Source organism: Pantoea sp. DY-5, from assembly GCF_019795955.1.
Lineage (GTDB): Bacteria > Pseudomonadota > Gammaproteobacteria > Enterobacterales > Enterobacteriaceae > Pantoea > Pantoea leporis.
Map to the genome: position 1 here is coordinate 1 of NZ_JAIMIE010000013.1, position 25775 is coordinate 25775.

Consider the following 25775-nt stretch of genomic DNA (forward strand, 5'->3'; position numbering starts at 1 on the left):
CACAGATTGTCTGATAAATTGTTAAAGAGCGTTGCGAACAGCGGCTGAACCGTCTGTCGCGAGGTGGCGTATACTACGCTACTCTCCTTCGGAGTCAAACACTTTTTTCAGCGTTTTCATCCGGCGGAAGTTCTTATCGAATCTTCCTCACCAACACCGCACTTCGTAAACCGTTGTGCCGTGTTGATGGATGCGCATTATAGGGAGTTGTTCTCAGCACGCAACCGCTAAATTCAATAAAAACAACCGTTCGCTGCATTCCACAGCAAAACCCCGCCTTATACGCAGTTACACACAGTGTTATCCACACTCTGCCGCACAAATGAATTTAGGCGAGCATCACGCAAACGTTTTCGCTACAATGCCCGGCGACGTCAAGGATGCCCCTTTTGGGGCGTTACATGAGGCAAGCGTTTCCTTCTATATAGAAGAGAGACACTAAGCTTGATGTAACGCTCTTTATTACGCGAAACAAAGCCAAGGGATAAAACCACCATGCAACAACGTCGTCCTGTACGCCGCGCTCTACTCAGTGTCTCTGACAAAGCCGGTATCCTCGAATTTGCTCAGGCACTCTCCAGTCGTGGTGTTGAGCTGCTCTCCACAGGCGGTACCGCACGTCTGCTGGCAGATGCGGGCTTGCCCGTCACCGAAGTTTCTGACTACACCGGTTTCCCGGAAATGATGGATGGACGCGTCAAAACGCTGCACCCGAAAGTGCATGGCGGCATTTTGGGTCGTCGTGGTCAGGATGATGCGATCATGGCTGAACACGCCATCAACCCAATCGACATGGTGGTCGTCAACCTCTATCCCTTCGCACAAACCGTTGCCAAACCTGATTGCTCATTAGCTGACGCGGTTGAGAACATCGATATCGGTGGCCCAACCATGGTTCGCTCAGCGGCGAAGAACCACAAAGACGTGGCGATCGTGGTGAAGAGCAGCGATTACGAAGCGATCATTGCCGAGCTGGATGCCAACGAAAACTCGCTCACGCTGGAAACACGTTTCGATCTGGCCATCAAAGCTTTCGAACACACTGCCGCCTACGACAGCATGATCGCCAACTACTTCGGTAGCCTGGTGCCGGCTTATCACAGCGACAGCAAAGAACCGGCTGGCCGCTTCCCGCGCACGCTGAACCTCAACTTCATTAAGAAGCAGGATATGCGTTACGGCGAGAACAGCCATCAAGATGCTGCCTTCTATATAGAAGAGAATGTTGCTGAAGCTTCAGTGGCCACTGCGCGGCAGGTTCAGGGCAAAGCGCTCTCATACAACAATATCGCCGATACCGATGCCGCACTTGAATGCGTGAAAGAGTTCGACGAAGCCGCTTGTGTGATCGTCAAACACGCTAATCCATGCGGCGTGGCAGTTGGCAGTTCGATTCTTGACGCTTATGAGCGTGCCTACAAAACCGATCCGACTTCCGCTTTCGGTGGCATCATCGCCTTTAACCGCGAGCTGGACGAAGCCACCGCGCAGGCGATCATCAGCCGTCAGTTTGTTGAAGTGATCATCGCGCCATCCGCCAGCGAAGCGGCACTGAAAGTTACCGCGGCTAAGCAGAACGTGCGCGTTCTGATATGTGGTCAGTGGCAAGGTCGCGTTGCGGCGCTGGATTTCAAACGAGTTAACGGCGGCGTACTGGTTCAGGATCGCGATTTGGGCATGGTCAATGCCAGTCAGCTGCGCGTTGTCAGCAAACGTCAGCCAACTGAGCAGGAACTGCGTGATGCGCTGTTCTGCTGGAAAGTGGCGAAGTTCGTTAAATCCAACGCCATCGTCTACGCACGTGACAACATGACCATCGGCATTGGCGCCGGCCAGATGAGCCGCGTTTACTCGGCCAAAATTGCCGGTATCAAAGCCGGTGACGAAGGTCTGGAAGTGAAAGGGTCCGCGATGGCGTCTGATGCCTTCTTCCCGTTCCGCGACGGTATCGACGCCGCTGCGGCTGTCGGTATCAGTTGCGTGATTCAGCCGGGCGGTTCAATCCGTGATGATGAGGTGATTGCCGCCGCTGATGAGCACGGCATCGCGATGATCTTTACCGACATGCGTCATTTCCGCCATTAATTGTTGGGAGCAGTACAGATGAAAATTTTAGTGATTGGTAATGGCGGACGTGAACACGCGCTGGCATGGAAAGCGGCACAATCGCCACTGGCGGAAACAGTATTTGTCGCGCCTGGCAATGCGGGCACCGCGCTCGAGCCGGCTCTGCAAAACGTGGCAATCAGCGCCACCGACGTTCCCGCGCTGCTGGCCTTTGCTCAGCAGGAAAAGATCGATCTGACCATCGTTGGTCCGGAAGCACCGCTGGTGATTGGCGTGGTTGATGCGTTCCGTGCTGCAGGTCTGAAGATCTTTGGCCCAACGCAAGCCGCTGCCCAGCTGGAAGGCTCAAAGGCGTTCACCAAAGATTTCCTGGCACGTCAGCAGATTCCAACCGCCGAATACCAGAACTTCACCGAAGTGGAACCTGCGCTGGCATATCTGCGTGAGAAAGGCGCACCGATCGTGATCAAAGCTGACGGTCTGGCGGCCGGTAAAGGCGTGATCGTGGCGATGGAACTGGCGGAAGCCGAAGCCGCTGTGCAGGACATGCTGGCTGGCAATGCGTTCGGCGATGCTGGTCACCGCATCGTGATTGAAGAGTTCCTCGATGGCGAAGAGGCCAGCTTTATCGTGATGGTCGACGGCAACAATGTGCTGCCGATGGCCACCAGCCAGGATCACAAACGTGTCGGCGATGGCGATACCGGTCCAAATACCGGCGGCATGGGCGCGTATTCTCCGGCGCCCGTGGTGACCGATGAGATCCACCAGCGCGTGATGGATCAGATCATCTGGCCAACCGTTAACGGTATGAAAGCAGAAGGCAACATTTATACCGGCTTCCTGTACGCTGGGTTGATGATCGATAAAGCCGGTCAGCCTAAAGTGATCGAATTTAACTGCCGCTTCGGCGATCCGGAAACTCAGCCGATCATGCTGCGTTTGCAGTCGGATCTGGTGGAGCTGTGTCTGGCGGCTACCGATGGCAAACTGGATCAGCAAACCTCGCAGTGGGATCCGCGTCCCTCTCTCGGCGTGGTGTTAGCGGCGGGTGGTTATCCGGGCGATTACAACACGGGCGATCAGATTTACGGTCTGCCGCTGGAAGAAGTACCGGATGGCAAGGTGTTCCATGCTGGCACCACCATGAAGGACGATCTGGTGGTCACCAACGGTGGTCGCGTACTGTGCGTGACTGCACTGGGCGACGATGTTGCCGCTGCGCAGAAGAACGCTTATGCGCTGGCGCAGCATATCTCGTGGGATGGCAGCTTCTGCCGCCGCGATATCGGCTACCGCGCGATTAACCGCAAATAAGTACGCAAAGGGGCACACCAGGTGCCCCTTCTCTTTTCCACCTGTCAGAAATCACTCTCTTTTGGCTGCCAGCTGCATTCGTCATCCGGCGTAGCACGTAGCAGTTGCACACCTTCCGGCGCTTCCAGCCACGACACCATCAATGGCGCAGCCTGGCTCTGCTGCTGGCGGCCTAGCGTATACAGCGTGTCGCGATCAAAGGCCACATTCACCAGCTTGTCATCGCACTCACGCACCTGATTGCCACCCAGCCAATGGCCCTGATGCAGTAATACACGGCCTGCAAGCAACGCATTGCTCTGATCCAGCATGCGCTGCGCATCGAAGCGATATAGCTCAACGCTATCAGCGCTGACCGCTTCACGTCGCCCCGCCAGCTGGCGCTGCATGAAATTGAGATTGCCCTGATGATCGAAGCGTAAGGTGACATCATCCGGCTGTGCACCCGCGACGCGCCGTTCGACGCTAATCAGCTTCTGCTGCTGCCAATTGTAGTCAGTGGTTTCCATCGCATCGCCATTAAACGGCGTGAAGACCGTACGCAGGTGAACAACTTGATGGTCGCTATTCTTGCGCCAGATGCGCACGGTGCCGCGGTCGGCCAGATAGCCGCTCGCCGTGAAGGCAGGAAGTTCAGGAGTGGAGCTACAGCCCGTCAGCAGCGCACCAAATAACAGGGCGCAAACGCGCTGAGGAATTGAATTCAGCATGGCAGGTCCCGGCAACAAAAAGGGGCGCTAACGCCCCCTCTTTTAAAGCTAAACCGCAATGCGGAAACTTACTTAACAGCGTCTTTCAGAGCTTTGCCTGAAACGAACGCTGGCACGTTAGCTGCTGCAATTTTGATCTCTTTGCCAGTCTGCGGGTTGCGACCGGTACGCTCAGCGCGGTGGTTCACTTTAAAAGTACCAAAACCAACCAGTTGTACAGCATCACCTTCTTTCAGAGACTCAGTGATCGCAGCCAGGGTAGATTCCAGCGCAGTCTTAGCCTGGGTTTTAGACAGGTCAGCTTTCTCTGCGATCACATCAATCAGTTGAGTCTTGTTCATAAGTTATCCTTAAAGTGTATTTATCGCTTGCTAAGCAACGAGTGCGAGGGAAAAGCCATTCTCAGACCTTGTTCAGCCGGCACGCACCGATAGCCACAATTTTCAGCCCCCCAAATGTAGACCAGACTGGGGGCTGATGTGAAGCCTCCAGGCGCGGTAATTCGGGCCTGAAGTCACGTTTTCTTGCCTTATTGCTGAAAAAGTATACCGATGTTACTGATTCCCGCTTCGCGCAGGTCTGCACGCAGGCCTTTAATCAATTCTAGGTCACGCTCCTCGCACTCTGACAGCAGGCGGAAAATCTCCCACTGCAGGTCCCATTCATCGATGACAGCCTGATTTGCGCGCAGCTCTTCGTCGGTCATTTCGCGACCGGCCTGCGTCATTTCCAGAATCGCCACGGTAGTGATCGATGTACGGCTGACTTCCACGGCGTGCTCCAGCGTTTCGCCGCTGAGCTGTGCATGCAGCAGTTCACTCAAGGCCACGCAGGCATCAATCGCCGGATGAACACCGTAAACCTCAAAATCGTCACCATCCGGGATCGCCGCTTCAAATTTCTCCAGCTGACCGTCGAAATTGATTTTGGCATCTTTGACCGTCAGGCTTTCCCAGATGAGATCGAGGATGCGGCGATAGAGTTGCGGATCGGCGAATTCGGTCTGCTGACAGAAAGCCCAATAGTTGGGGAACATACGCTCGCAAAGGCAGGCCATGAAAGTCATATGCTGCCAGCTTTCAAGCTTCGCCAGACGCAAATGGACGGGATTCTGTAACATCAAACTTACTCTCAATAGGTTAGCTGGCGGCAGTGTACCGCAAAAGCCGGGCACAAACAGCGTTAAGGCGTGTTTTGCCAGCGCAGAAAGGCCGGGCGTCCGGAGGCGACAGCATCCGCCCAACGCGTCGGTTCCGGCAAACGATAGCCCGCAGTACAGGCTTCCACCCATTGCAATGCGCTATCCATGCTGACGCGATGGCCGGTCGAGATAAACAGCGGATTACAGCGCGCTTTACTGCGCCATACCCAGCCAATCTGTTCGCCTTTGTCGAGCAGCGGCTGACGGCTGCCTGGCTCGGCGTCCAGCTCAGCAAAACGTCCACACAAACGCTTCTTCGCCACGCCAATGGTGGGCACATCCACCAGCGAACCGAAATGCGCCGCCACGCCAAGCCGACGGGGATGGGAAATACCGTGGCCATCCACAAACAGCAGATCGGGCAACTGGGAGAGCTGCTGCCAGGCTTCCAGCAGCGCCGGCATTTCGCGGAAGGATAAGAAGCCCGGAATATAGGGCATGGTGGTGGCCACGCGCGCAATGCGGTGTTCCACCAGCTTTAAGGATGGATACTCGAGGATGACCAGAGCCGCGCGCGTGATCTCGCCGCCCTGTTCAAATCCCACGTCGGCACCACCAAGAAAGCGTGGCGGCAGCACATCGAAATCATCCTGTCGCACCACATCAGCAGCGCGCTGTAACTGTTCCTGGCGTAGTGCGGCTAAATCCATCATCAGCCCTGATGATACGGACGTGACAGACGATGCACCGCTTCAACAAACGCACCAGCATGCTCAGGCGGCACATCAGGATGGATGCCGTGGCCCAGGTTAAACACGTGACCTTCGCCAGTGCCAAAACCTTCAAGAATCCCGGCGACTTCCTGCTCAATGCGCGCAGGCGGTGCATACAGCATGGAAGGATCCATGTTGCCCTGCAGCGCCACTTTATCACCCACACGACGACGCGCATCGGCGATATCGGTGGTCCAGTCGAGTCCCAGCGCATCGCAGCCGGTCGCCGCTATCGCTTCCAGCCATTGGCCGCCACCTTTAGTGAACAGCGTAATAGGAACGCGGCGACCTTCATTCTCGTGCAGCACGCTATCGACGATTTTATGCATGTAATAGAGTGAGAATTCGCGATAGTCGCGTCCGGTCAGCACGCCGCCCCATGTGTCGAACACCATGATCGACTGCGCGCCAGCTTTGATCTGCGCATTGAGATAAAGAATCACGCTGTCTGCCAGCTTATCCAGCAGCTTGTGCAGGGTTTGCGGCTCGGCGTACATCATCTTTTTAATTTTGGTAAACGCTTTGCTGCTGCCGCCTTCAACCATGTAGGTTGCCAGCGTCCACGGGCTGCCGGAGAAACCGATCAGCGGCACTTCGCCTTTCAGGTTGTGACGAATGGTACGCACCGCGTTCATCACATAACCGAGCTCTTGCTCTGGATCCGGCACTGGCAGCTTGTCGACATCCGCACGGCAGGTGATCGGATTGGAGAAACGCGGGCCTTCGCCGGTCTCAAAGTAGAGCCCAAGTCCCATCGCATCCGGAATGGTGAGGATATCGCTGAAGAGAATTGCCGCATCCAGCGCATAGCGACGCAGCGGTTGCAGCGTGACTTCACACGCCAGCTCAGCATTCTTACACAGCGACATAAAATCACCGGCTTCAGCGCGCGTGGCTTTGTACTCCGGCAAATAACGCCCGGCTTGTCGCATCATCCATACCGGTGTGACATCTACCGGCTGACGTAACAGGGCGCGCAGATAACGATCGTTCTTCAGTTCACTCATAATGGGCTCTCTCATGCTAAGGCCGGCAGTGTAGCATTTTCACGCCGCGCTGGCGCGACACAGGGCAACGGTATCTTCAATCAGGCGACGCGCCACCGTGCCGGGCGGCGGCAACAGCGGCAGATCGTCGTAGCGATACCAGCCGGCATCCAGCAGCTCTTTGCCGTCGTGTTGCAGATCGCCGCCGTCATATTCCGCCATATACGCCATCATCAGAGAGTGCGGGAACGGCCACGGCTGCGAGGTAACATAACGCACGTTTTTCACCCGCACGTTGCTCTCCTCCATCACTTCCCGCGCCACCGCTTGTTCTAAGGTTTCGCCCACTTCGACAAAGCCCGCCAGCACGGTGTAGATATTGTTACGATGACGCGCATGATTGGCGAGCAGGATCTCATCGCCACGGCGGATAGCCACGATGATGCACGGCGCAATTTGCGGGTAATAACGCTCGCGGCAATGATTGCATAAGCAGGCAAATTCGCGTTTGCTGATGTGCATCTCATGGCCGCAATAGCCGCACCAGCGATGCGAGCGGTAAAACTCCGCCAGCTGCACGCCACGTCCGGCGATTTGGAACAGGCCGACATCCTCATCAATCAGTTGGCGCACGGAGCCCATGCTGTCCGTACGCGATTCACGTACCAGCCAGACATTCTCGCCCTGCCACTCGCCGATCAAAATCGCGTTGCTCCCGCTGAGGCCAAAATCGCTGGCTAAGCCATGCGGCAATTCGCCCTGCGGCAACCAAAGTTTTTGCTCATGGCTGACAACCCACCATCCAGCGTCTAAGCTTGAGATCTCACGTTGCATCTTAATCGTTGTCCTTAGCGTCAAATCGCACGCTGAAATCCTAATATTAAGTGTGTAATAAACAACTATAACCTACCTGGAGCCCCATATGCTTAACCAGTTAGATAACCTGACAGAGCGTGTAGGCGGCGGAAATGAATTGGTTGATTCATGGCTGCGCGCCCGTCGACAGCTGCTCGTCACTTACTACGAGCTTATTGGCATGAAGCCACAAAAAGATGCGTTATCGACGCTGGATGAACAGGCGCTGGACGCATTTTGTCACAACCTGGTGGATTACCTTTCCACCGGCCATTTCAGCGTGTATGAACACATCATTAGTGAGATGCAGGGTGATAGCCCCTTATTCGTCGCTGCGCAGATTTACCCGGCACTGGAGGCGAATACCGATCGCATCATGCAGCTCTACGACAGCCATCTGCAGCAAGCGATTAACGATGATAATTGCGTGGATTTTCAAACCGCGCTCTCCGAAGTCGGCGAGGTGCTGGAATCGCGCTTCACGCTGGAAGATAAGCTGGTGCAACTCGCCTGGGACAACCAGCTGGCGCTTCCGCCGGTTGCCAACGACAGCGCCATTGCCCGCCCGGCTTAGAACCCCGAAGATGTAAAAAACTTGTTATTCAAGAAAAGCCCTCTTATGCTAAATGGGCTTTTTTATTGTCTTCTTTAACGACAATCAAAAGGCAAATTTTGCGGTTTAAGCGTAGCGTGCGCAGCCAGTTTGCACTCGGACAGCGCGCAGGGACCGGAGCGTACACGTAGTACGTGACGGTCACGAGCACTGCCCAGGTGCAAAATGGCAAGCAAAGTAGCTTAAACCACAAAACACCAACTTGTCGGAGTGCCCTCTGGGGCTGAGACCGTTAATTCGGGATCCGCGGAACCTGATCAGGTTAGTACCTGCGAAGGGAACAAGAGTAGACATTATCAGCACGGTGCATGCTGGCGCCCGGCACCGTACCTGTTACTCCTTCCGAACTCTGGACAAGCAACTTCCAACCTTTACCGGAAACTTGCTATGTCTGCTAAAACTTCTCGTCGTGAACAACGCGCTCAGGCGCAAGAATTTATCGATTCCCTGCAGGGAACCGCTTTCCCCAACTCCAAACGTATCTGGATCACCGGCAGCCGCGCGGATATTCGCGTGCCGATGCGTGAGATACAGCTCAGTCCAACGCACATAGGCGGCAGCAAAGAGAATCCGCACTATGAGCCAAATGAAGCGGTACCGGTTTACGACACCGCCGGGGCTTATGGCGATCCTCAAGCCACCATTAATGTGCATCAGGGACTCGACAGGCTGCGTGCCAATTGGATCGAAGAACGTGACGACAGCGAAACCATCCACCAGCTGAGTTCCCGTTACACGCAGCAGCGCCTGGCGGATGAAGGCCTGGACCATCTGCGTTTTGAGCAGCTGCCGCAACCGCGCCGTGCCAAAGCGGGTCGCCGTGTTACCCAGTTGCACTATGCGCGTCAGGGCATCATCACGCCGGAGATGGAGTTTATCGCGCTGCGTGAAAACATGGGCCGCGAGCGTATTCGCGGTGAAGTGCTGTTACAGCAGCATCCGGGTCACAGCTTTGGTGCCAATCTGCCAGAAAATATCACCGCGGAATTTGTCCGTCAGGAAGTCGCCAGCGGCCGCGCCATCATCCCTTCGAACATCAACCATCCCGAATCCGAACCGATGATTATCGGCCGCAACTTCCTGGTGAAAGTGAATGCCAACATTGGCAACTCTGCGGTGAGCTCATCTATTGAAGAGGAAGTGGAGAAGCTGGTGTGGTCAACGCGCTGGGGCGCAGACACTGTGATGGATCTCTCAACCGGCCGCTACATCCATGAAACGCGTGAGTGGATTTTGCGCAACAGTCCGGTGCCGATTGGTACGGTGCCGATTTATCAGGCGCTGGAGAAAGTGAACGGCATTGCAGAAGATCTCAACTGGGAGATTTTCCGCGACACGCTGCTGGAGCAGGCGGAACAAGGCGTTGACTACTTCACCATTCACGCTGGCGTGCTGCTGCGCTATGTGCCGATGACGGCCAAACGCCTGACCGGCATTGTGTCGCGCGGTGGCTCGATTATGGCGAAATGGTGCCTGTCGCATCACACCGAAAGTTTCCTCTATCTTCACTTCCGCGAGATTTGTGAAATTTGTGCCGCCTATGATGTGGCGCTGTCACTGGGCGACGGCCTGCGTCCCGGCTCGATTCAGGATGCCAACGATGAGGCGCAATTTGCCGAACTGCATACGCTGGGCGAACTGACCAAAATCGCCTGGGAATACGATGTGCAGGTGATGATTGAAGGTCCGGGCCATGTGCCGATGCAGATGATTCGACGCAATATGACCGAACAGCTTGAGCATTGTCACGAAGCCCCGTTTTACACGCTTGGACCGCTCACTACCGATATCGCGCCCGGCTATGACCATTTCACTTCCGGCATCGGCGCGGCAATGATTGGCTGGTTCGGCTGCGCCATGCTGTGTTACGTGACGCCGAAAGAGCACCTCGGTTTGCCGAATAAAGAGGATGTGAAGCAAGGGCTGATCACCTACAAAATCGCCGCGCACGCAGCAGATCTGGCGAAAGGTCATCCGGGCGCGCAGATCCGCGACAATGCGATGTCGAAAGCGCGTTTTGAATTCCGCTGGGAAGATCAGTTCAATCTGGCGCTCGATCCGCACACCGCACGCGCCTATCACGATGAAACCCTGCCGCAGGAATCAGGCAAAGTGGCGCACTTCTGCTCGATGTGCGGCCCGAAATTCTGCTCGATGAAAATTACACAGGAAGTGCGTGAGTTTGCCGCCCGCCAACAGGCTGAAGCTCAGCCGATTGAAGTGGGTATGGCGCAAATGTCGGACGCCTTCCGCAATCGTGGCGGTGAGCTTTATCACGCTGCCGATACCCTTAAAGAGGAAAATGTATGACCGACGCCTTTCCTGCCACGGCCCCAAAACTGGGGCTGTATCCGGTTGTTGATAGCGTGGAATGGATCGCACGCTTGCTGGAAGCCGGTGTGCGCACCATTCAGCTGCGCATCAAAGATTGTGAAGATTACGAGGTGGAAGATGCGGTGCGCGAGGCGATTGCACTCGGCAAACAGTATCGCGCTCGCCTGTTTATCAATGATTACTGGCGTTTAGCCATTAAATATCACGCTTATGGCGTGCACCTTGGCCAGGAAGATCTCGATGTAGCCGATTTGGCGGCCATTCGTGAGGCGGGATTGCGCCTGGGATTATCGACGCATGACGATGCCGAGTTAGATCGGGCTCTGGCGCTGCGCCCTTCTTATATTGCGCTTGGCCACATCTATCCTACGCAAACTAAAGACATGCCTTCTGCGCCGCAGGGCGTGGTGGAATTGAAACGCCACCTGGCGCGTTTGCAGGATGTGTCAACCGTGGCGATTGGCGGTATTTCACTGGCGCGCGTGCCGGAAGTGCTGGCTACCGGCGTGGGCAGCATTGCGGTGGTGAGCGCGATTACCCAGGCCGCCGACTGGCGCGCAGCAACGCAGCAGTTACTGTCACTGGTGGAAAATGGAATCGAACCTGCAGAAGCAATGTAATGCGCGGTAAGTAAGGATGAAACGCTGGAATCTGCCGCGCAGCAGCGTGATGTAGGGGCTGGCGTCATTTCCTGACAAGACTAAAGTGTGCCTGCCCGCTGTCGCTTGCAGCGGGCCAGGGCTGGTCTCAACCTCTCCCAGCCCTGCCTTTCTTCACGTGATCAGGGAGGAGGTATGCACGGATTCATGACTACAAGCCAGCATGGCACGTTCTACCGCTGCGCCGAGTTGAGCTATCGCCTGCTCTGTGTGCTCATTCATTGGCAAACCATAATTCAGGCGCAAGCAGTTGCGATACTTACCCGAGGCCGAAAACAGCGAGCCTACGGCAACCTGCATGTTCAGCTCACGCAATTCGGTATTGAGCCTGACCGCGTCAAATGCCTCTGGCAATTCAATCCACATCAGGAAACTGCCCTGCGGACGCGACACACAAATCCCACACGGAAAGTAGTGGCGTACCCAGCAGCTAAAGGTTTCATAATTGCGTTGATACACCTGACGCATGCGCCGCAAATGCGGCAGATAATGACCAAGACGAATAAACTCGGCGACCGCATGTTGCGGCTGTGTGGCCGTCGATCCGGTGCTGATGTATTTCATATGCAGCACGCGGTCGCGATAGCGTCCCGGCGCCACCCAACCGACACGCAGCCCCGGCGCCAGCGTCTTGGAGAAGGAACTGCACAGCAATACCCGTCCATCGTGATCCAACGACTTAAGGGTAACCGGACGCGGATACTCCCACGCCAGCTCGCCGTACACATCGTCTTCAATAATCGCGGCATCGAAACGCTGTGCCAGCGTCACCAACGCACGTTTACGAGATTCCGGCATGATAAAGCCCAGCGGATTATTGCAGTTTGGCACCACCACCACCGCTTTAATCGGCCACTGTTCGAACGCAAGTTCCAGCGCTTCCAGGCTGATACCGGTGACCGAATCGGTAGGAATTTCAATAGCGCGAATGCCGAAGCCGCGCAGAGTTTGCATGGTGCCGTGGAAAGTCGGCGACTCCACCGCAATGATGTCACCAGCCTGACATATCGCACGGATCGAGATCGATAACGCTTCATGGCAGCCGGTGGTGATCACGATATCGTCTGCCGTGAGCTGACAACCGCTGTCGATCGTCAGGCGCGCAACCTGTTCGCGCAATGCCGCGACACCCAGCAAACTGTCATAGTTGAGCTGATCGATATCCTGCTTCTGCGCCATACGGCTTTGAATTTTCCACAGCGGTTTCAACGTGGGCTGGGTCAGATCGGGCATACCGCTGCCGAGTTGCAACACATCGTTATTAGTTCGGCTGCTGAGCAACTCCAGCACCGATTCCCACTGCGTGATTTCCACCGGACGCTGTGCAGGTCGGGTGATGGCCGGCATCGGCGGCGTCGCTTTGCGTGTTGCAACGAAATATCCGGAACGTGGCTGCGGCACAATCAGCTGTTTTTCTTCCAGCAGATGATATGCCTGCTGAACGGTGCTGATACTCACGCCGTGTTCAAGACTCAGCGTGCGCACCGACGGCAAGCGCTCGCCGCTGCGGTACAGCCCTTGCTCTATACGATCCGAAAGCAAACATGCTAAATGTTGGTAGCGCGTCATCGTATGCCTCACTCAGCCATCAATCATAATAAACCAGTACAGATAGACCTCATTATTACCATTCAGATCCACTTCAAGGCAATCTGTATGTTAAAGATAAGTGTTTTTTGCGTCTGTATCATAATGCGAAGGAATCAGACAATGCTTCTCAGGCAACCTACTGAGGGCAAGGATTATGGAATTCGATCAAAACCGCGCGGCTAAACCTTTTGACGTCACTTTACTGGATATCTTCCGCGGCGCAGTGCGTATGGTTAAACACTGGAAAGCACGGCGTGAAACTCACCGCATCCTGTCAAAACTGAGTGATAACCAGCTGCGTGATATCGGACTGACACGCGAAGATGTCTGCCGCAAGTTCTGACAAAATGAAGACGAAAAAAAACCCTGCCGAAGCAGGGTTTTTTATTGGTCAGCTTTAGCAGACGAATTACTCGTCGTCGCTTCCGCCCAGACCGGCGTTCAGCAATTCAGCAAGGCTAGCAGAGGCTTCATCAGCAGTAACCTGCGGTGCAACCGGTGCTTCGCCCGCAGAGCGGCGACGCATACGATCCTGGTGATAAGCATAACCGGTACCGGCTGGGATCAGACGACCCACGATGACGTTCTCTTTCAGGCCGCGCAGTTCGTCACGCTTACCTGCAACTGCTGCTTCGGTCAGGACACGCGTGGTCTCCTGGAACGATGCTGCAGAGATGAACGATTCGGTTGCCAGTGACGCTTTGGTGATACCCAGCAGATCGCGCATGAATGTTGCGCCGATTTTGCCATTCGCTTCAAGTTCACGGTTAGAGATCTTGATGCGAGAGTATTCAGCCTGCTCACCTTCCAGGAAGTCGGTGCTTCCCACGCTCGAGATGGTTGCTTTACGCAGCATCTGACGAACGATGACTTCGATGTGTTTATCGTTAATCTTAACGCCTTGCAGACGGTAAACTTCCTGCACTTCGTTAGTGATGTAACGGGTCACAGCATGGACGCCACGCAGACGCAGGATATCGTGCGGAGACTCTGGGCCGTCAGATACGACGTCACCACGTTCTACGCGCTCGCCTTCGAATACGTTAAGCTGACGCCATTTTGGAATCATCTCTTCGTACGGATCGCTACCATCAACCGGCGTAATCACCAGACGACGCTTACCTTTGGTCTCTTTACCGAAGGAGATGATACCGCTGATCTCCGCCAGGATTGCTGGCTCTTTCGGACGACGCGCTTCGAACAAGTCAGCAACGCGCGGCAGACCACCGGTAATATCCTTGGTACCGCCAGATTCCTGCGGAACACGCGACAGCGTGTCACCGGCACTGATCTTAACGCCATCTTCCAGCTGAACAATTGCTTTGCCCGGCAGGAAGTACTGTGCTGGCATGTCGGTACCTGGAATCAAAACATCATTTCCGTTGGCATCGATAATTTTCAGCGCAGGACGCAGATCTTTACCACCCGCAGTACGTTCTGCAGAATCCAGAACCACCAGCGATGACAGACCAGTTAAGTCGTCAGTCTGACGAGTAATGGTCTGACCGTCGATCATGTCAGTGAAGCGAATGAAACCGCCCACTTCGGTGATGACCGGCATGGTATGTGGATCCCAGTTTGCTACGGTTTCGCCCGCGGCAACCTGCTCGCCATCACCTTTAGCCATGACCGCACCGTAAGGTACTTTATAGCTCTCTTTGGTACGACCGAACTCGTCGATCATCTTCAGCTCAACGTTACGTGAAACGATAACCAGTTTCCCTGAGGAGTTGGTTACTGACTTCGCGTTGGTCAGCTTGATAGTACCTTTGTTCTTCACCTGGATGCTGGATTCAGCAGCCGCACGAGATGCCGCACCACCGATGTGGAACGTACGCATCGTCAGCTGTGTACCCGGCTCACCGATGGACTGTGCTGCGATAACACCGATGGCCTCACCTTTGTTGATGATGTGACCACGTGCCAGATCGCGACCATAGCAGTGTGCACACACACCGAAGTCGGTTTCACAGCCAACAACCGAGCGCACTTTGATCGCATCGACTGAATTCAGTTCGATCACATCACACCAGTGTTCATCGATCAGGGTGTTACGCGGGATCAGGATGTCCGCAGTGCCTGGCTTCAGAACGTCTTCAGCCGTTACACGACCCAGTACACGCTCACGCAGCGGCTCTTTAACATCGCCACCTTCGATGACTGGAGTCATCATGATGCCTTCGAACGTGCCGCAGTCATCTTCGGTAACAACCAGATCCTGCGCTACGTCGACCAGACGACGCGTCAGATAACCGGAGTTAGCGGTTTTCAGTGCGGTATCCGCCAGACCTTTACGCGCACCGTGCGTGGAGATGAAGTACTGGAGTACGTTCAGACCTTCACGGAAGTTCGCGGTGATCGGCGTTTCGATAATTGAGCCATCTGGCTTAGCCATCAGACCACGCATACCTGCCAGCTGACGAATCTGTGCAGCAGAACCACGCGCACCGGAGTCGGCCATCATGTAGATGCTGTTGAACGATACCTGCTGCTCTTCTTCGCCATCACGGTTGATCACGGTTTCAGTTTGCAGGTTATCCATCATCGCTTTGGAAACGCGTTCGTTAGCGGCGGCCCAAATATCGATAACTTTGTTGTAACGTTCGCCAGCAGTTACCAGACCAGACTGGAACTGTTCCTGAATCTCAGCAACTTCCGCTTCCGCTTCGGCTACGATTTCCGCTTTCTTCGCTGGGATGACCATGTCGTCGATACCTACAGAGGCACCTGAACGGGCTGCGTAAGCAAAACCGGTGTACATGGTTTGGTCAGCAAAGATAACAGTCGGCTTCAGGCCAAGAATGCGGTAACAGGTGTTCAGCATCTTAGAAATGGCTTTCTTACCCAGCGCCTGGTTGACGATGGAGTAAGGCAGGCCTTTCGGAACGATCATCCACAGAATCGCACGACCAATGGTGGTGTCGATAATGCTGGTTTTCGCAACGAACTCTTCCTGCTCGTTCTTGGTGTATTCAGTGATACGCACTTTAACGCGTGCATGCAGCTCGGCCAGGCCAGCGCGATAAACACGCTCAGCTTCTTTCGGGCCAGTCAGCACCATGCCTTCGCCTTTGGCGTTCACTTTGTCGCGGGTCATGTAGTACAGACCCAAAACAACGTCCTGTGAAGGAACGATGATTGGCTCGCCGTTCGCTGGTGACAGAATGTTGTTGGTCGACATCATCAGCGCACGCGCTTCCAGCTGGGCTTCCAGCGTCAGCGGTACGTGAACAGCCATCTGGTCACCATCGAAGTCGGCGTTATATGCCGCACAAACCAGCGGGTGCAGCTGGATCGCTTTACCTTCGATCAGAACCGGTTCAAACGCCTGGATACCCAAACGGTGCAGAGTTGGTGCACGGTTCAGCAGTACCGGGTGTTCGCGGATCACTTCGTCCAGGATATCCCAAACGACAGCCTCTTCGCGCTCAACCATTTTCTTAGCGGCTTTGATGGTGGTGGCCAGGCCACGCAGTTCCAACTTGCCGTAGATGAACGGTTTGAACAGCTCAAGAGCCATTTTCTTCGGCAGACCGCACTGATGCAGACGCAGGTATGGACCAACGGTGATAACTGAACGGCCAGAGTAGTCAACACGTTTACCCAACAGGTTCTGACGGAAACGACCCTGCTTACCTTTGATCATGTCTGCCAGAGATTTCAGCGGACGCTTGTTCGAGCCAGTGATGGCGCGACCGCGACGGCCGTTATCCAGCAGTGCATCAACCGCTTCCTGCAACATACGTTTTTCGTTACGTACGATGATATCTGGCGCAGCCAGATCCAGCAGGCGTTTCAGACGGTTGTTACGGTTGATCACGCGACGATACAGATCGTTCAGATCCGACGTTGCGAAACGACCACCGTCCAACGGTACCAGCGGACGCAGATCTGGCGGCAGAACCGGCAGAACGGTCAGGATCATCCACTCTGGCTTGTTACCAGACTGAACGAACGCTTCCAGCAGCTTGATACGCTTGGTCAGCTTTTTACGTTTGGTCTCGGAGTTGGTCTCGTTCAGCTCTTCACGCAGCTGCTCGCACTCTTGCTCCAGATCCATGTTTTTCAGCAGCGCCTGGATCGCTTCCGCACCCATCTTCGCGTCGAATTCGTCACCGAACTCTTCCAGCGCGTCAAGGTACTGCTCTTCGGTCAGAATCTGACGTTTTTCCAGGTTGGTCATGCCGCCTTCGATAACCACATAAGATTCGAAGTACAGCACGCGCTCGATATCACGCAGTGGCATATCCAGCAGTAAGCCGATACGCGAAGGCAGTGATTTCAGGAACCAAATGTGCGCAGTCGGTGAAGCCAGCTCAATGTGGCCCATGCGCTCACGACGTACTTTGGTCTGTGTAACTTCAACGCCACACTTCTCACAGATCACGCCGCGATGTTTTAAACGCTTGTACTTACCGCACAGGCATTCGTAGTCTTTTACCGGTCCAAAAATACGGGCACAGAAAAGACCGTCACGCTCAGGCTTGAAGGTACGGTAGTTAATGGTTTCCGGCTTTTTAACTTCACCAAAAGACCATGAACGGATCATGTCTGGCGAGGCCAGAGCAATTTTGATCGCATCAAACTCTTCGGTCTTAGTTTGCGCTTTCAGAAACTTAAGTAAGTCTTTCACGGATTAGCTCCCGTCGGAGTGGAACTCTCAGGGACGCGCACCCGAAGTGCACGTCCCGTAACCAGTACTTGCGAGTACTTACTCGTCTTCCAGCTCGATGTTGATACCCAGCGAGCGAATCTCTTTCAACAGTACGTTGAAGGATTCCGGCATGCCCGGTTCCATCTGATGGTTACCGTCGACGATGTTTTTATACATCTTCGTACGGCCGTTAACGTCATCAGATTTAACGGTAAGCATTTCCTGCAGGGTATACGCGGCACCGTATGCTTCCAGTGCCCACACTTCCATCTCACCGAAGCGCTGTCCACCGAACTGCGCTTTACCACCCAGCGGCTGCTGAGTAACCAAGCTGTAAGAACCGGTAGAACGTGCGTGCATCTTGTCGTCAACCAGGTGGTTCAGTTTCAGCATGTACATGTAACCTACGGTTACCTGACGCTCAAACTGCTCACCGGTACGGCCGTCGAACAGGGTGATCTGACCGGAAGAAGGCAATCCGCCGAGCTGCAGCAGCTCTTTGATTTCGCTCTCTTTCGCACCGTCAAACACCGGAGTCGCGATTGGCATACCCTTTTTCAGGTTCTCTGCCAGACGCAGTACTTCGTCGTCTGTGAAGGTATTCAGGTCAACTTTCTGACGCACATCAGTGCCCAGATCGTAAGCACGCTGGATGAACTCACGCAGTTTGGAGACTTCTTCCTGCTTCTTCAGCATCGCATTGATTTTTTCACCAATGCCTTTCGCCGCCATACCGAGGTGAGTTTCCAGGATCTGACCGATGTTCATACGCGATGGTACGCCCAGCGGGTTCAGTACGATGTCGACCGGCGTACCGTTCTCATCGTAAGGCATGTCTTCGATAGGGTTGATCTTAGAGATAACACCCTTGTTACCGTGACGACCTGCCATCTTGTCACCTGGCTGGATCTGACGTTTAACCGCCAGATACACCTTAACGATTTTCAGCACGCCTGGTGCCAGATCATCGCCTTGGGTGATCTTGCGACGCTTAGCTTCAAGTTTCTTCTCAAACTCGTGCTTCAGCTCATCGTATTGCTCAGCCAGCTGCTCCAGAGAATTCTGCTTCTCTTCGTCAGTCAGGCCCAGCTCCAGCCAGCGCTCACGTGGCAGTTTTTCCAGCTTCTCAGCTTCAACACCACCCGAGATCAGTACGGCCTGGATACGGCCAAACAGGCCAGCTTCGAAGATCTGCAGTTCTTCAGACAGGTCTTTCTTAACCTGCTTCAGCTGCATCTCTTCGATTTCCAGCGCGCGCTTGTCTTTTTCCACGCCATCGCGGGTGAAGACCTGCACGTCGATAACAGTACCGGATACGCCGTTCGGAACGCGCAGTGACGAATCTTTCACGTCAGAGGCTTTTTCACCGAAGATTGCACGCAGCAGTTTCTCTTCTGGCGTCAGCTGGGTTTCACCTTTCGGCGTTACCTTACCAACCAGAATGTCGCCACCGGTCACTTCCGCACCGATATACACGATGCCGGATTCATCCAGTTTAGAAAGCGCAGCTTCACCCACGTTCGGGATATCAGCGGTGATCTCTTCTGGCCCCAGCTTGGTGTCGCGAGACACACATGCCAGTTCCTGGATGTGAATAGTGGTGAAACGATCTTCCTGAACTACACGCTCGGATACGAGGATGGAGTCTTCGAAGTTGTAACCGTTCCATGGCATGAACGCCACGCGCATGTTCTGACCCAGCGCCAGTTCACCGAGGTCGGTAGACGGGCCATCTGCCAGCACGTCGCCACGCTCAATCGGCTCACCCAGATTGACACACGGCATCTGGTTGATGCAGGTGTTCTGGTTAGAACGGGTGTACTTGGTCAGGTTGTAGATGTCGATACCCGCTTCGCCCGGATACATCTCTTCTTCGTTAACTTTGATAACGATACGAGAAGCATCAACGTACTGAACGGTACCACCACGTTTCGCGACGGCAGTTACACCGGAGTCAACCGCTACTGCGCGTTCCATACCGGTACCAACCAGCGGCTTATCAGCACGCAGAGTTGGAACCGCCTGACGTTGCATGTTCGCACCCATCAAGGCGCGGTTAGCATCATCGTGCTCCAGGAACGGAATCAGTGAAGCACCGACAGAAACCACCTGTTGGGTGGAAACGTCCATGTAGTCAACCTGATCGCGGCTGAACAGGCTTGACTCACCCTTGCTACGGCAGGTGACGAGATCGTCAACAAAGCTGCCATCTTCTGCGAGGTTGGTGTTTGCCTGAGCGATAACGTAGTTACCCTCTTCAATTGCAGAGAGGTAATGAATTTCATCACTCACTTTCCCGTCAACAACGCGGCGATACGGGGTTTCAAGGAAACCGTATTCGTTAGTCTGCGCGTAAACCGAGAGTGAGTTAATCAGACCGATGTTCGGGCCTTCCGGAGTTTCGATAGGACATACACGACCGTAGTGCGTTGGGTGTACGTCACGTACTTCGAAGCCGGCGCGCTCACGGGTCAGACCGCCTGGGCCCAGAGCAGAGATACGACGTTTGTGCGTAATCTCGGACAATGGGTTGTTCTGATCCATAAACTGGGACAGCTGGCTTGAACCGAAGAACTCTTTCACCGCCGCCGAAATCGGCTTAGCGTTGATCATGTCCTGAGGCATCAGCGTATCGAGGTCGCCCAGAGACAGACGCTCTTTAACTGCACGCTCAACACGCACCAGACCCACACGGAACTGGTTTTCTGCCATTTCGCCAACAGAACGAATACGACGGTTACCGAGGTGATCGATATCATCCACTTCACCGATACCGTTACGGATACCGATAAGCTTTTTCATCACTTCGATGATGTCGTCTTTGCTCAGGATACCTGAACCTTCGATCTCATCACGCAGCAGAGAACGGTTGAACTTCATACGGCCAACCGCAGAAAGATCGTAACGATCTTCAGAGAAGAACAGGTTCTCGAACAGGTTTTCAGCAGCTTCACGCGTTGGTGGCTCACCAGGACGCATCATGCGGTAGATCTCAACCAGCGCGCTTAAACGATCGTTGGTTGGGTCAACACGCAGAGTCTCGGAGATGTACGCACCGTGATCAAGGTCGTTGGTGAACAGCGTTTCAATGCGCTTGTGGCCCGACTGGCTCAGTTTCGCCAGTAGATCCAGTGACAATTCCATGTTTGCAGGAACGATCAGCTCGCCGGTGTTCAAATCGACGTAGTCTTTAGCAACCACTTTGCCAGCAATGTATTCAACTGGCACTTCGATGTGCTGAATGTTGTCTTTTTCCAGCTGACGGATGTGGCGCGCAGTGATGCGACGACCTTTCTCAACGTAAACCGTGCCGTTTGCTTCGATATCGAAGGAGGCGGTTTCACCACGCAGGCGCTCAGGCACCAGTTCCATCTGCAGTTTGTTATCGCGGATTTCATAAACGACTTTATCAAAGAACAGATCAAGGATTTGTTCTGAGGTGAAGTTTAACGCGCGCAGAATGATACTGGCCGGCAGCTTACGACGACGGTCAATACGGACGAAGAGGTTGTCTTTCGGGTCAAACTCGAAATCGAGCCATGAACCGCGGTAAGGGATGATACGTGCGTTATACAGCACTTTACCGGAAGAGTGCGTTTTACCCTTATCGCTGTCGAAGAACACGCCAGGACTACGGTGCAGCTGAGAAACGATAACACGCTCAGTACCATTGATAACAAAGGTACCATTGTCCGTCATGAGTGGAATCTCACCCATGTAGACTTCTTGTTCTTTAATGTCTTTTACGGTGCCTTCCGGCGCTTCGCGCTCGTAGATCACCAGACGCAGTTTCACGCGCAGCGGTGCCGAATAGGTCACGCCACGGATCTGACATTCAGTTACGTCAAAGACAGGCTCACCCAAACGGTAGCTGACATACTGCAACTCAGAGTTGCCGCTGTAGCTTGAGATTGGGAATACGGAGCGGAAGGCTGCTTCCAGACCGTACTGGCCTTCTGGATCTTGCTCGATGAACTTCTGGAACGAGTCAAGCTGGATAGAAAGGAGATAAGGTATGTCCAAAACTTGTGGACGTTTACCAAAATCCTTACGAATACGTTTTTTCTCGGTATAGGAGTAAACCATGGGGTTCCTCAGCTAGCTGACATGTCGAACCACGCTGTCCGTCCTGAAAAGGACAGTTCATGCAACACTATTTTTTGTTTTTCATGCGATGCGCAGCACCCCATGCAATACATCTTTCTATCACTCTTAAATCATTTCATCGCCGTTGTTCAGGCAGGGAACCTTCGCAGGAGAGCGATATATTAAGGCGTCGATAGAAAAAGATATTGAAGAGGAATGACGGACAAACAGTGCGAAACGCCATCATTCCCCTGTAGCGCAAAAAGGCTGGTGACCTAAACAGTCACCAGCCATCAGCCTAATGTTACTCAGGCTGCAACCCGAAGGTTGTCTTACTTAACTTCAACTTCAGCGCCAGCTTCTTTCAGAGCAGCTTCAAGAGCGGCTGCGTCATCTTTGCTGATGCCTTCTTTGATAGTACCAGTAGCTTCAACCAGGTCTTTAGCTTCTTTCAAGCCCAGGCCAGTTGCAGTACGTACTGCTTTGATTACTGCGACCTTGTTAGCGCCAACAGCTTTCAGAATTACGTCGAATTCAGTTTTCTCTTCAACAGCTTCAGCTGGGCCAGCAGCAACAGCTACAGCGGCAGCAGCAGAAACGCCGAATTTTTCTTCCATAGCAGAAACCAGCTCAACTACTTCCATTACGGACATAGCGGCAACAGCTTCCAGAATTTGGTCTTTAGTGATAGACATATCGATTGTTCCTAAAAATCAGAAAAAGTTTATACGGTAGCAAGCACGAAGGAAAAGAACTGGGCCTTAAGCCGCTTCTTTTGCATCGCGCACAGCAGCCAGAGTACGAACCAGTTTGCCAGCAGCGGCTTCTTTCATGGTCGACATCAGACGTGCCAGTGCTTCTTCGTAAGTCGGCAGAGTTGCCAGACGGTCAATATTGGCCGCCGTGATCAGCTCACCTTCAAAGGCTGCAGCTTTGACCTCAAATTTTGCATTCGCTTTCGCGAAATCTTTGAACAGACGAGCAGCAGCGCCCGGGTGTTCCAAAGAGTATGCAATCAGGGTCGGACCAACAAACGTGTCTTTCAGGCACTCGAAAGGAGTACCTTCAACGACGCGGCGCAGCAGGGTGTTACGAACAACACGCATGTAAACGCCAGCTTCACGACCTGCTTTACGCAGTTCGGTCATTTTATCAACGGTCACGCCACGGGAATCCGCAACAACCGCTGAAAGCGCGCCTTTGGCTACTTCGCTAACTTCAGCAACAATCGCTTGTTTGCCTTGAAGATTTAATGCCATTAGCTTTTGCTCCTGGATTGACCGGGAATAATTTCCCGGAACTCACTTCACTTATTCACCCGAAGGCGATAAGCGCTATTACACGGTGAGCAGAATCCAGCGAAGAAATAATTCTTTTTGGTTCTGTCACCGTCTACGCAGGATATTAAGCAAGATATCCGAAAATATTCTGCTCCTGCGGTCTCGGACGGAGGCCAGGATAAGGCCTGGCTCCAACCTAAGCGACTGAACAACTAAGTGTTTAGACTTTGTGACTCACTCGCTTTGAATCTGGGTTCTGAATTGCGTATACAACCAGAACAACGGGCGTAAGATTCTAGATGAATTTTTCGCCCGTTACAAGCAGCAATTAGTTTGCTGATGCACTCAGACCAGCCTGGTCAACGGCAACGCCGGCGCCCATGGTGGTAGAGATGCTGACTTTCTTGATGTACACGCCTTTCGCCTGTGATGGTTTAGCTTTTTTCAGCGCAACCAGCAGAGATTCCAGGTTTTCTTTCAATTTGTCAGTGTCAAAATCCACTTTACCGATGGTAGTGTGGATGATGCCGTTTTTGTCATTACGATAACGAACCTGACCTGCTTTAGCATTTTTAACTGCTTCAGCAACGTTAGGCGTTACAGTACCAACTTTCGGGTTTGGCATCAGACCGCGTGGGCCCAGAACCTGGCCCAACTGGCCAACAACGCGCATTGCATCTGGAGATGCGATAACAACGTCAAAGTTCATTTCGCCTTTTTTGATCTGCTCAGCCAGGTCTTCCATACCAACCAGTTCTGCGCCAGCTGCTTTAGCTGCTTCGGCGTTTGCACCTTGGGTGAAGACGGCAACACGTACTGAACGACCAGTACCGTGTGGCAGAACGGTCGCGCCGCGTACGTTCTGATCAGATTTACGTGCATCGATGCCGAGGTTAACAGCAACGTCAACGCTTTCTACGAACTTGGCAGTAGCCAGTTCTTTCAGCAGAGCAACAGCTTCGTTGATGTCGTACTGCTTAGTAGCATCAACTTTGTCACGGATTACGCTCATGCGCTTGGTCAGCTTAGCCATTTCTTAATCCTCTACTACCAGGCCCATGGAGCGAGCAGTACCTTCGATAGAGCGAGTCATCGCTTCTACGTCAGAACCAGTCATGTCCGCAGCTTTAGTTTCTGCGATTTCACGTACCTGAGCACGGGAAACTTTACCGACTTTGTCTTTGTTCGGCTTACCAGAACCAGACTTGATGCCCGCTGCTTTTTTCAGCAGTACGGCAGCCGGAGGCGTTTTGGTAACGAAGGTGAAAGAACGGTCACTGTATACGGTGATAACAACAGGAGTAGGCAGGCCTTTCTCCAGGGATTCAGTCTTAGCGTTGAACGCTTTGCAGAATTCCATGATGTTAACACCCTGCTGACCCAGTGCTGGACCAACAGGTGGACTTGGGTTAGCCATACCAGCTGCAACTTGCAACTTAACGTAGGCTTGTACTTTCTTGGCCATGATAATTCCTCAATTGGGTTATAGCGCCTGAAAAACAGGCTCCCCGTGATAACGATTTATATGCCGTTGCCGGCACATAAAAACAAAAGGCGCGAAATTATAGGTAAATTTCGCGCCTTCCGCAAGAGCTAAAAAGTGAACAAAAGGGTTAACCTTTCTCCACCTGAGCGAAGTCGAGTTCCACTGGCGTTGCACGACCAAAGATGGAAACAGACACTTTCAAGCGGCTCTTCTCGTAGTCCACTTCTTCGACCACGCCGTTGAAGTCGGCAAACGGGCCGTCGCTGACGCGTACCATCTCGCCTGGCTCGAACAGCGTTTTTGGACGCGGCTTATCACCCACCTGCTGCAGGCGGTTCATAATCGCATCAACTTCTTTATCACTGATTGGCGCAGGACGGTCAGAAGTACCACCGATAAAGCCCATTACACGCGGTACACTGCGCACTAAGTGCCAGCTGGCATCATTCATTACCATCTGAACCAATACGTAGCCAGGGAAGAATTTACGTTCGCTTTTGCGACGCTGTCCGCCACGGATTTCGACGACTTCTTCAGTCGGCACCATGACTTCGCCAAAAAGCTCTTCCATGTTGTGCAGTTTGATATGCTCGTGCAGCGATTTCGCTACGCGGGCTTCAAAACCGGAGAACGCCTGAACGACGTACCAGCGTTTTTTTGGAGCTTCAGACATCTCAGAACCTCAGGCCAGTGATAAACGATACCAGACGGACCAGAATACCATCCAGCCCCCACAAAATCAGTGACATCACGGCAGTTACCGCGGCAACGATTAACGTGGTGTGCAATGTTTCCTGGCGAGTCGGCCAAATGACCTTACGCATTTCGGTTTTAGCTTCACGGGCAAATGCCACAGTCGCTTTGCCTTTGATTGTCAGCAAAGCAATGCCGCCCGCTGCAGCGATCAGCACAACCACAGCCAGCGCGCGCAGCGGCAGTGTTACATCGCGATAGATATAGTTGCCGACGATTGCTACCAGGAGCAATGCGATCACAACTACCCATTTCATCGCTTCAAGGCCGCGCCCGCTTCCTTGAGCTTCGGTATTCGCACTCATAAACCAACCTGCCACAATAATTCAGAAACTATACTGCCCCGCAGTGCGAGGCATCCAAACCGAATGAGCTTTTGAGCGTAACTCGGTATCCAACGCCGTGAAACAGAGCCTGTCTCAGCAATGATTATGATGCAAAATCACTGATGAGCCAGGTTCTATACAACAG

General features: G+C 53.6%; 21 protein-coding genes and 1 riboswitch. Of the genes, 6 read left to right on the forward strand and 15 right to left on the reverse strand.

Annotated elements, in window-relative coordinates; all coding sequences use genetic code 11:
- Positions 1-495: 495 nt before the first annotated feature.
- Together purH and purD are read left to right on the forward strand one after the other, a co-directional pair.
- Positions 496-2085 (forward strand): bifunctional phosphoribosylaminoimidazolecarboxamide formyltransferase/IMP cyclohydrolase, encoded by a 1590-nt coding sequence (purH, locus tag K5Y30_RS24520; RefSeq protein ID WP_222214003.1) that lies wholly within the window; start codon positions 496-498, stop codon positions 2083-2085.
- A gap of 18 nt (positions 2086-2103) precedes the next feature.
- Complete coding sequence (gene purD, locus K5Y30_RS24525) at positions 2104-3384, forward strand: phosphoribosylamine--glycine ligase (RefSeq protein ID WP_222214005.1); 1281 nt, start codon at positions 2104-2106, stop codon at positions 3382-3384.
- Between the two features lie 44 nt (positions 3385-3428).
- Here purD and K5Y30_RS24530 read toward each other — a convergent pair whose 3' ends face one another.
- The 6 genes from K5Y30_RS24530 to nudC all read right to left on the reverse strand — a co-directional run bounded on the left by K5Y30_RS24530 (position 3429) and on the right by nudC (position 7828).
- Positions 3429-4094 (reverse strand): DUF1481 domain-containing protein, encoded by a 666-nt coding sequence (locus K5Y30_RS24530; protein WP_222214008.1) that lies wholly within the window; start codon positions 4092-4094, stop codon positions 3429-3431.
- A gap of 68 nt (positions 4095-4162) precedes the next feature.
- Positions 4163-4435: a nucleoid-associated protein HU-alpha gene (gene hupA, locus K5Y30_RS24535; RefSeq protein WP_007886275.1), complete on the reverse strand. Its 273-nt coding sequence runs from the start codon at positions 4433-4435 to the stop codon at positions 4163-4165.
- 188 nt (positions 4436-4623) lie between these two features.
- Complete coding sequence (locus tag K5Y30_RS24540) at positions 4624-5214, reverse strand: YjaG family protein (RefSeq protein WP_222214010.1); 591 nt, start codon at positions 5212-5214, stop codon at positions 4624-4626.
- 62 nt (positions 5215-5276) lie between these two features.
- A complete protein-coding gene (gene nfi, locus K5Y30_RS24545) occupies positions 5277-5945 on the reverse strand; it encodes a deoxyribonuclease V (RefSeq protein ID WP_222214020.1) in 669 nt (222 codons plus the stop codon).
- 2 nt (positions 5946-5947) lie between these two features.
- Positions 5948-7015: a uroporphyrinogen decarboxylase gene (gene hemE / locus K5Y30_RS24550; RefSeq protein ID WP_137384933.1), complete on the reverse strand. Its 1068-nt coding sequence runs from the start codon at positions 7013-7015 to the stop codon at positions 5948-5950.
- 39 nt (positions 7016-7054) lie between these two features.
- On the reverse strand, positions 7055-7828 hold the full coding sequence (gene nudC, locus K5Y30_RS24555; RefSeq protein ID WP_222214012.1) for an NAD(+) diphosphatase: 774 nt from the start codon (positions 7826-7828) through the stop codon (positions 7055-7057).
- A gap of 88 nt (positions 7829-7916) precedes the next feature.
- Here nudC and rsd point away from each other — a divergent pair, with 88 nt between their 5' ends.
- From rsd to thiE, 3 genes are all read left to right on the forward strand, one after another.
- The gene (rsd, locus tag K5Y30_RS24560; protein WP_101763024.1) at positions 7917-8423 is read left to right on the forward strand and encodes a sigma D regulator; all 507 of its coding nucleotides are present in this window, start codon (positions 7917-7919) and stop codon (positions 8421-8423) included.
- A 235-nt stretch (positions 8424-8658) separates the two neighbouring features.
- Positions 8659-8759, forward strand: a riboswitch (TPP riboswitch).
- A gap of 90 nt (positions 8760-8849) precedes the next feature.
- A complete protein-coding gene (gene thiC, locus K5Y30_RS24565) occupies positions 8850-10772 on the forward strand; it encodes a phosphomethylpyrimidine synthase ThiC (RefSeq protein ID WP_222214014.1) in 1923 nt (640 codons plus the stop codon).
- Entirely contained in the window at positions 10769-11416 is a 648-nt protein-coding gene (gene thiE, locus K5Y30_RS24570; RefSeq protein WP_222186134.1) for a thiamine phosphate synthase, read from the forward strand. The genes thiC and thiE overlap by 4 nt, the downstream gene beginning before the upstream one ends.
- Before the next feature lie 153 nt (positions 11417-11569).
- Here thiE and K5Y30_RS24575 read toward each other — a convergent pair whose 3' ends face one another.
- Positions 11570-13024, reverse strand: a complete 1455-nt coding sequence (locus tag K5Y30_RS24575) for a PLP-dependent aminotransferase family protein (protein ID WP_192415500.1) — start codon at positions 13022-13024, stop codon at positions 11570-11572.
- A gap of 175 nt (positions 13025-13199) precedes the next feature.
- Here K5Y30_RS24575 and K5Y30_RS24580 point away from each other — a divergent pair, with 175 nt between their 5' ends.
- Positions 13200-13388: a DUF1127 domain-containing protein gene (locus tag K5Y30_RS24580; RefSeq protein WP_008108404.1), complete on the forward strand. Its 189-nt coding sequence runs from the start codon at positions 13200-13202 to the stop codon at positions 13386-13388.
- 66 nt (positions 13389-13454) lie between these two features.
- Here the strand turns inward: K5Y30_RS24580 and rpoC are convergent, their stop codons facing one another.
- The 8 genes from rpoC to secE form a co-directional block, all read right to left on the reverse strand.
- Complete coding sequence (gene rpoC, locus K5Y30_RS24585) at positions 13455-17678, reverse strand: DNA-directed RNA polymerase subunit beta' (RefSeq protein WP_222186135.1); 4224 nt, start codon at positions 17676-17678, stop codon at positions 13455-13457.
- Between the two features lie 78 nt (positions 17679-17756).
- Positions 17757-21785, reverse strand: a complete 4029-nt coding sequence (gene rpoB, locus K5Y30_RS24590) for a DNA-directed RNA polymerase subunit beta (protein WP_222214016.1) — start codon at positions 21783-21785, stop codon at positions 17757-17759.
- A gap of 332 nt (positions 21786-22117) precedes the next feature.
- Entirely contained in the window at positions 22118-22480 is a 363-nt protein-coding gene (gene rplL / locus K5Y30_RS24595) for a 50S ribosomal protein L7/L12 (protein WP_101763017.1), read from the reverse strand.
- 66 nt (positions 22481-22546) lie between these two features.
- Positions 22547-23044, reverse strand: coding sequence for a 50S ribosomal protein L10 (gene rplJ / locus K5Y30_RS24600; protein ID WP_007886294.1), 498 nt, complete (start codon positions 23042-23044; stop codon positions 22547-22549).
- A gap of 349 nt (positions 23045-23393) precedes the next feature.
- Positions 23394-24098 (reverse strand): 50S ribosomal protein L1, encoded by a 705-nt coding sequence (rplA, locus tag K5Y30_RS24605; RefSeq protein ID WP_007886296.1) that lies wholly within the window; start codon positions 24096-24098, stop codon positions 23394-23396.
- Between the two features lie 3 nt (positions 24099-24101).
- Positions 24102-24530, reverse strand: a complete 429-nt coding sequence (gene rplK, locus K5Y30_RS24610; RefSeq protein WP_007886298.1) for a 50S ribosomal protein L11 — start codon at positions 24528-24530, stop codon at positions 24102-24104.
- A gap of 148 nt (positions 24531-24678) precedes the next feature.
- Positions 24679-25224, reverse strand: a complete 546-nt coding sequence (gene nusG / locus K5Y30_RS24615; protein ID WP_007886300.1) for a transcription termination/antitermination protein NusG — start codon at positions 25222-25224, stop codon at positions 24679-24681.
- A 1-nt stretch (position 25225) separates the two neighbouring features.
- The gene (gene secE / locus K5Y30_RS24620; protein ID WP_064741592.1) at positions 25226-25609 is read right to left on the reverse strand and encodes a preprotein translocase subunit SecE; all 384 of its coding nucleotides are present in this window, start codon (positions 25607-25609) and stop codon (positions 25226-25228) included.
- Positions 25610-25775: the final 166 nt, after the last annotated feature.

Excerpts from the sequence above, each read along its gene's own strand:
- hemE (WP_137384933.1), bottom strand. The coding sequence starts at position 7,015 with ATGAGTGAACTGAAGAACGATCGTTATCTGCGCGCCCTGTTACGTCAG.
- hupA (WP_007886275.1), bottom strand. The coding sequence starts at position 4,435 with ATGAACAAGACTCAACTGATTGATGTGATCGCAGAGAAAGCTGACCTG.
- nfi (WP_222214020.1), bottom strand. The coding sequence starts at position 5,945 with ATGGATTTAGCCGCACTACGCCAGGAACAGTTACAGCGCGCTGCTGAT.
- K5Y30_RS24580 (WP_008108404.1), top strand. The coding sequence starts at position 13,200 with ATGGAATTCGATCAAAACCGCGCGGCTAAACCTTTTGACGTCACTTTA.
- thiC (WP_222214014.1), top strand. The coding sequence starts at position 8,850 with ATGTCTGCTAAAACTTCTCGTCGTGAACAACGCGCTCAGGCGCAAGAA.
- rsd (WP_101763024.1), top strand. The coding sequence starts at position 7,917 with ATGCTTAACCAGTTAGATAACCTGACAGAGCGTGTAGGCGGCGGAAAT.
- K5Y30_RS24575 (WP_192415500.1), bottom strand. The coding sequence starts at position 13,024 with ATGACGCGCTACCAACATTTAGCATGTTTGCTTTCGGATCGTATAGAG.
- rpoB (WP_222214016.1), bottom strand. The coding sequence starts at position 21,785 with ATGGTTTACTCCTATACCGAGAAAAAACGTATTCGTAAGGATTTTGGT.
- nusG (WP_007886300.1), bottom strand. The coding sequence starts at position 25,224 with ATGTCTGAAGCTCCAAAAAAACGCTGGTACGTCGTTCAGGCGTTCTCC.
- nudC (WP_222214012.1), bottom strand. The coding sequence starts at position 7,828 with ATGCAACGTGAGATCTCAAGCTTAGACGCTGGATGGTGGGTTGTCAGC.
- K5Y30_RS24530 (WP_222214008.1), bottom strand. The coding sequence starts at position 4,094 with ATGCTGAATTCAATTCCTCAGCGCGTTTGCGCCCTGTTATTTGGTGCG.
- purH (WP_222214003.1), top strand. The coding sequence starts at position 496 with ATGCAACAACGTCGTCCTGTACGCCGCGCTCTACTCAGTGTCTCTGAC.
- purD (WP_222214005.1), top strand. The coding sequence starts at position 2,104 with ATGAAAATTTTAGTGATTGGTAATGGCGGACGTGAACACGCGCTGGCA.
- thiE (WP_222186134.1), top strand. The coding sequence starts at position 10,769 with ATGACCGACGCCTTTCCTGCCACGGCCCCAAAACTGGGGCTGTATCCG.
- secE (WP_064741592.1), bottom strand. The coding sequence starts at position 25,609 with ATGAGTGCGAATACCGAAGCTCAAGGAAGCGGGCGCGGCCTTGAAGCG.
- rplL (WP_101763017.1), bottom strand. The coding sequence starts at position 22,480 with ATGTCTATCACTAAAGACCAAATTCTGGAAGCTGTTGCCGCTATGTCC.
- rplK (WP_007886298.1), bottom strand. The coding sequence starts at position 24,530 with ATGGCCAAGAAAGTACAAGCCTACGTTAAGTTGCAAGTTGCAGCTGGT.
- rplA (WP_007886296.1), bottom strand. The coding sequence starts at position 24,098 with ATGGCTAAGCTGACCAAGCGCATGAGCGTAATCCGTGACAAAGTTGAT.
- rplJ (WP_007886294.1), bottom strand. The coding sequence starts at position 23,044 with ATGGCATTAAATCTTCAAGGCAAACAAGCGATTGTTGCTGAAGTTAGC.
- K5Y30_RS24540 (WP_222214010.1), bottom strand. The coding sequence starts at position 5,214 with ATGTTACAGAATCCCGTCCATTTGCGTCTGGCGAAGCTTGAAAGCTGG.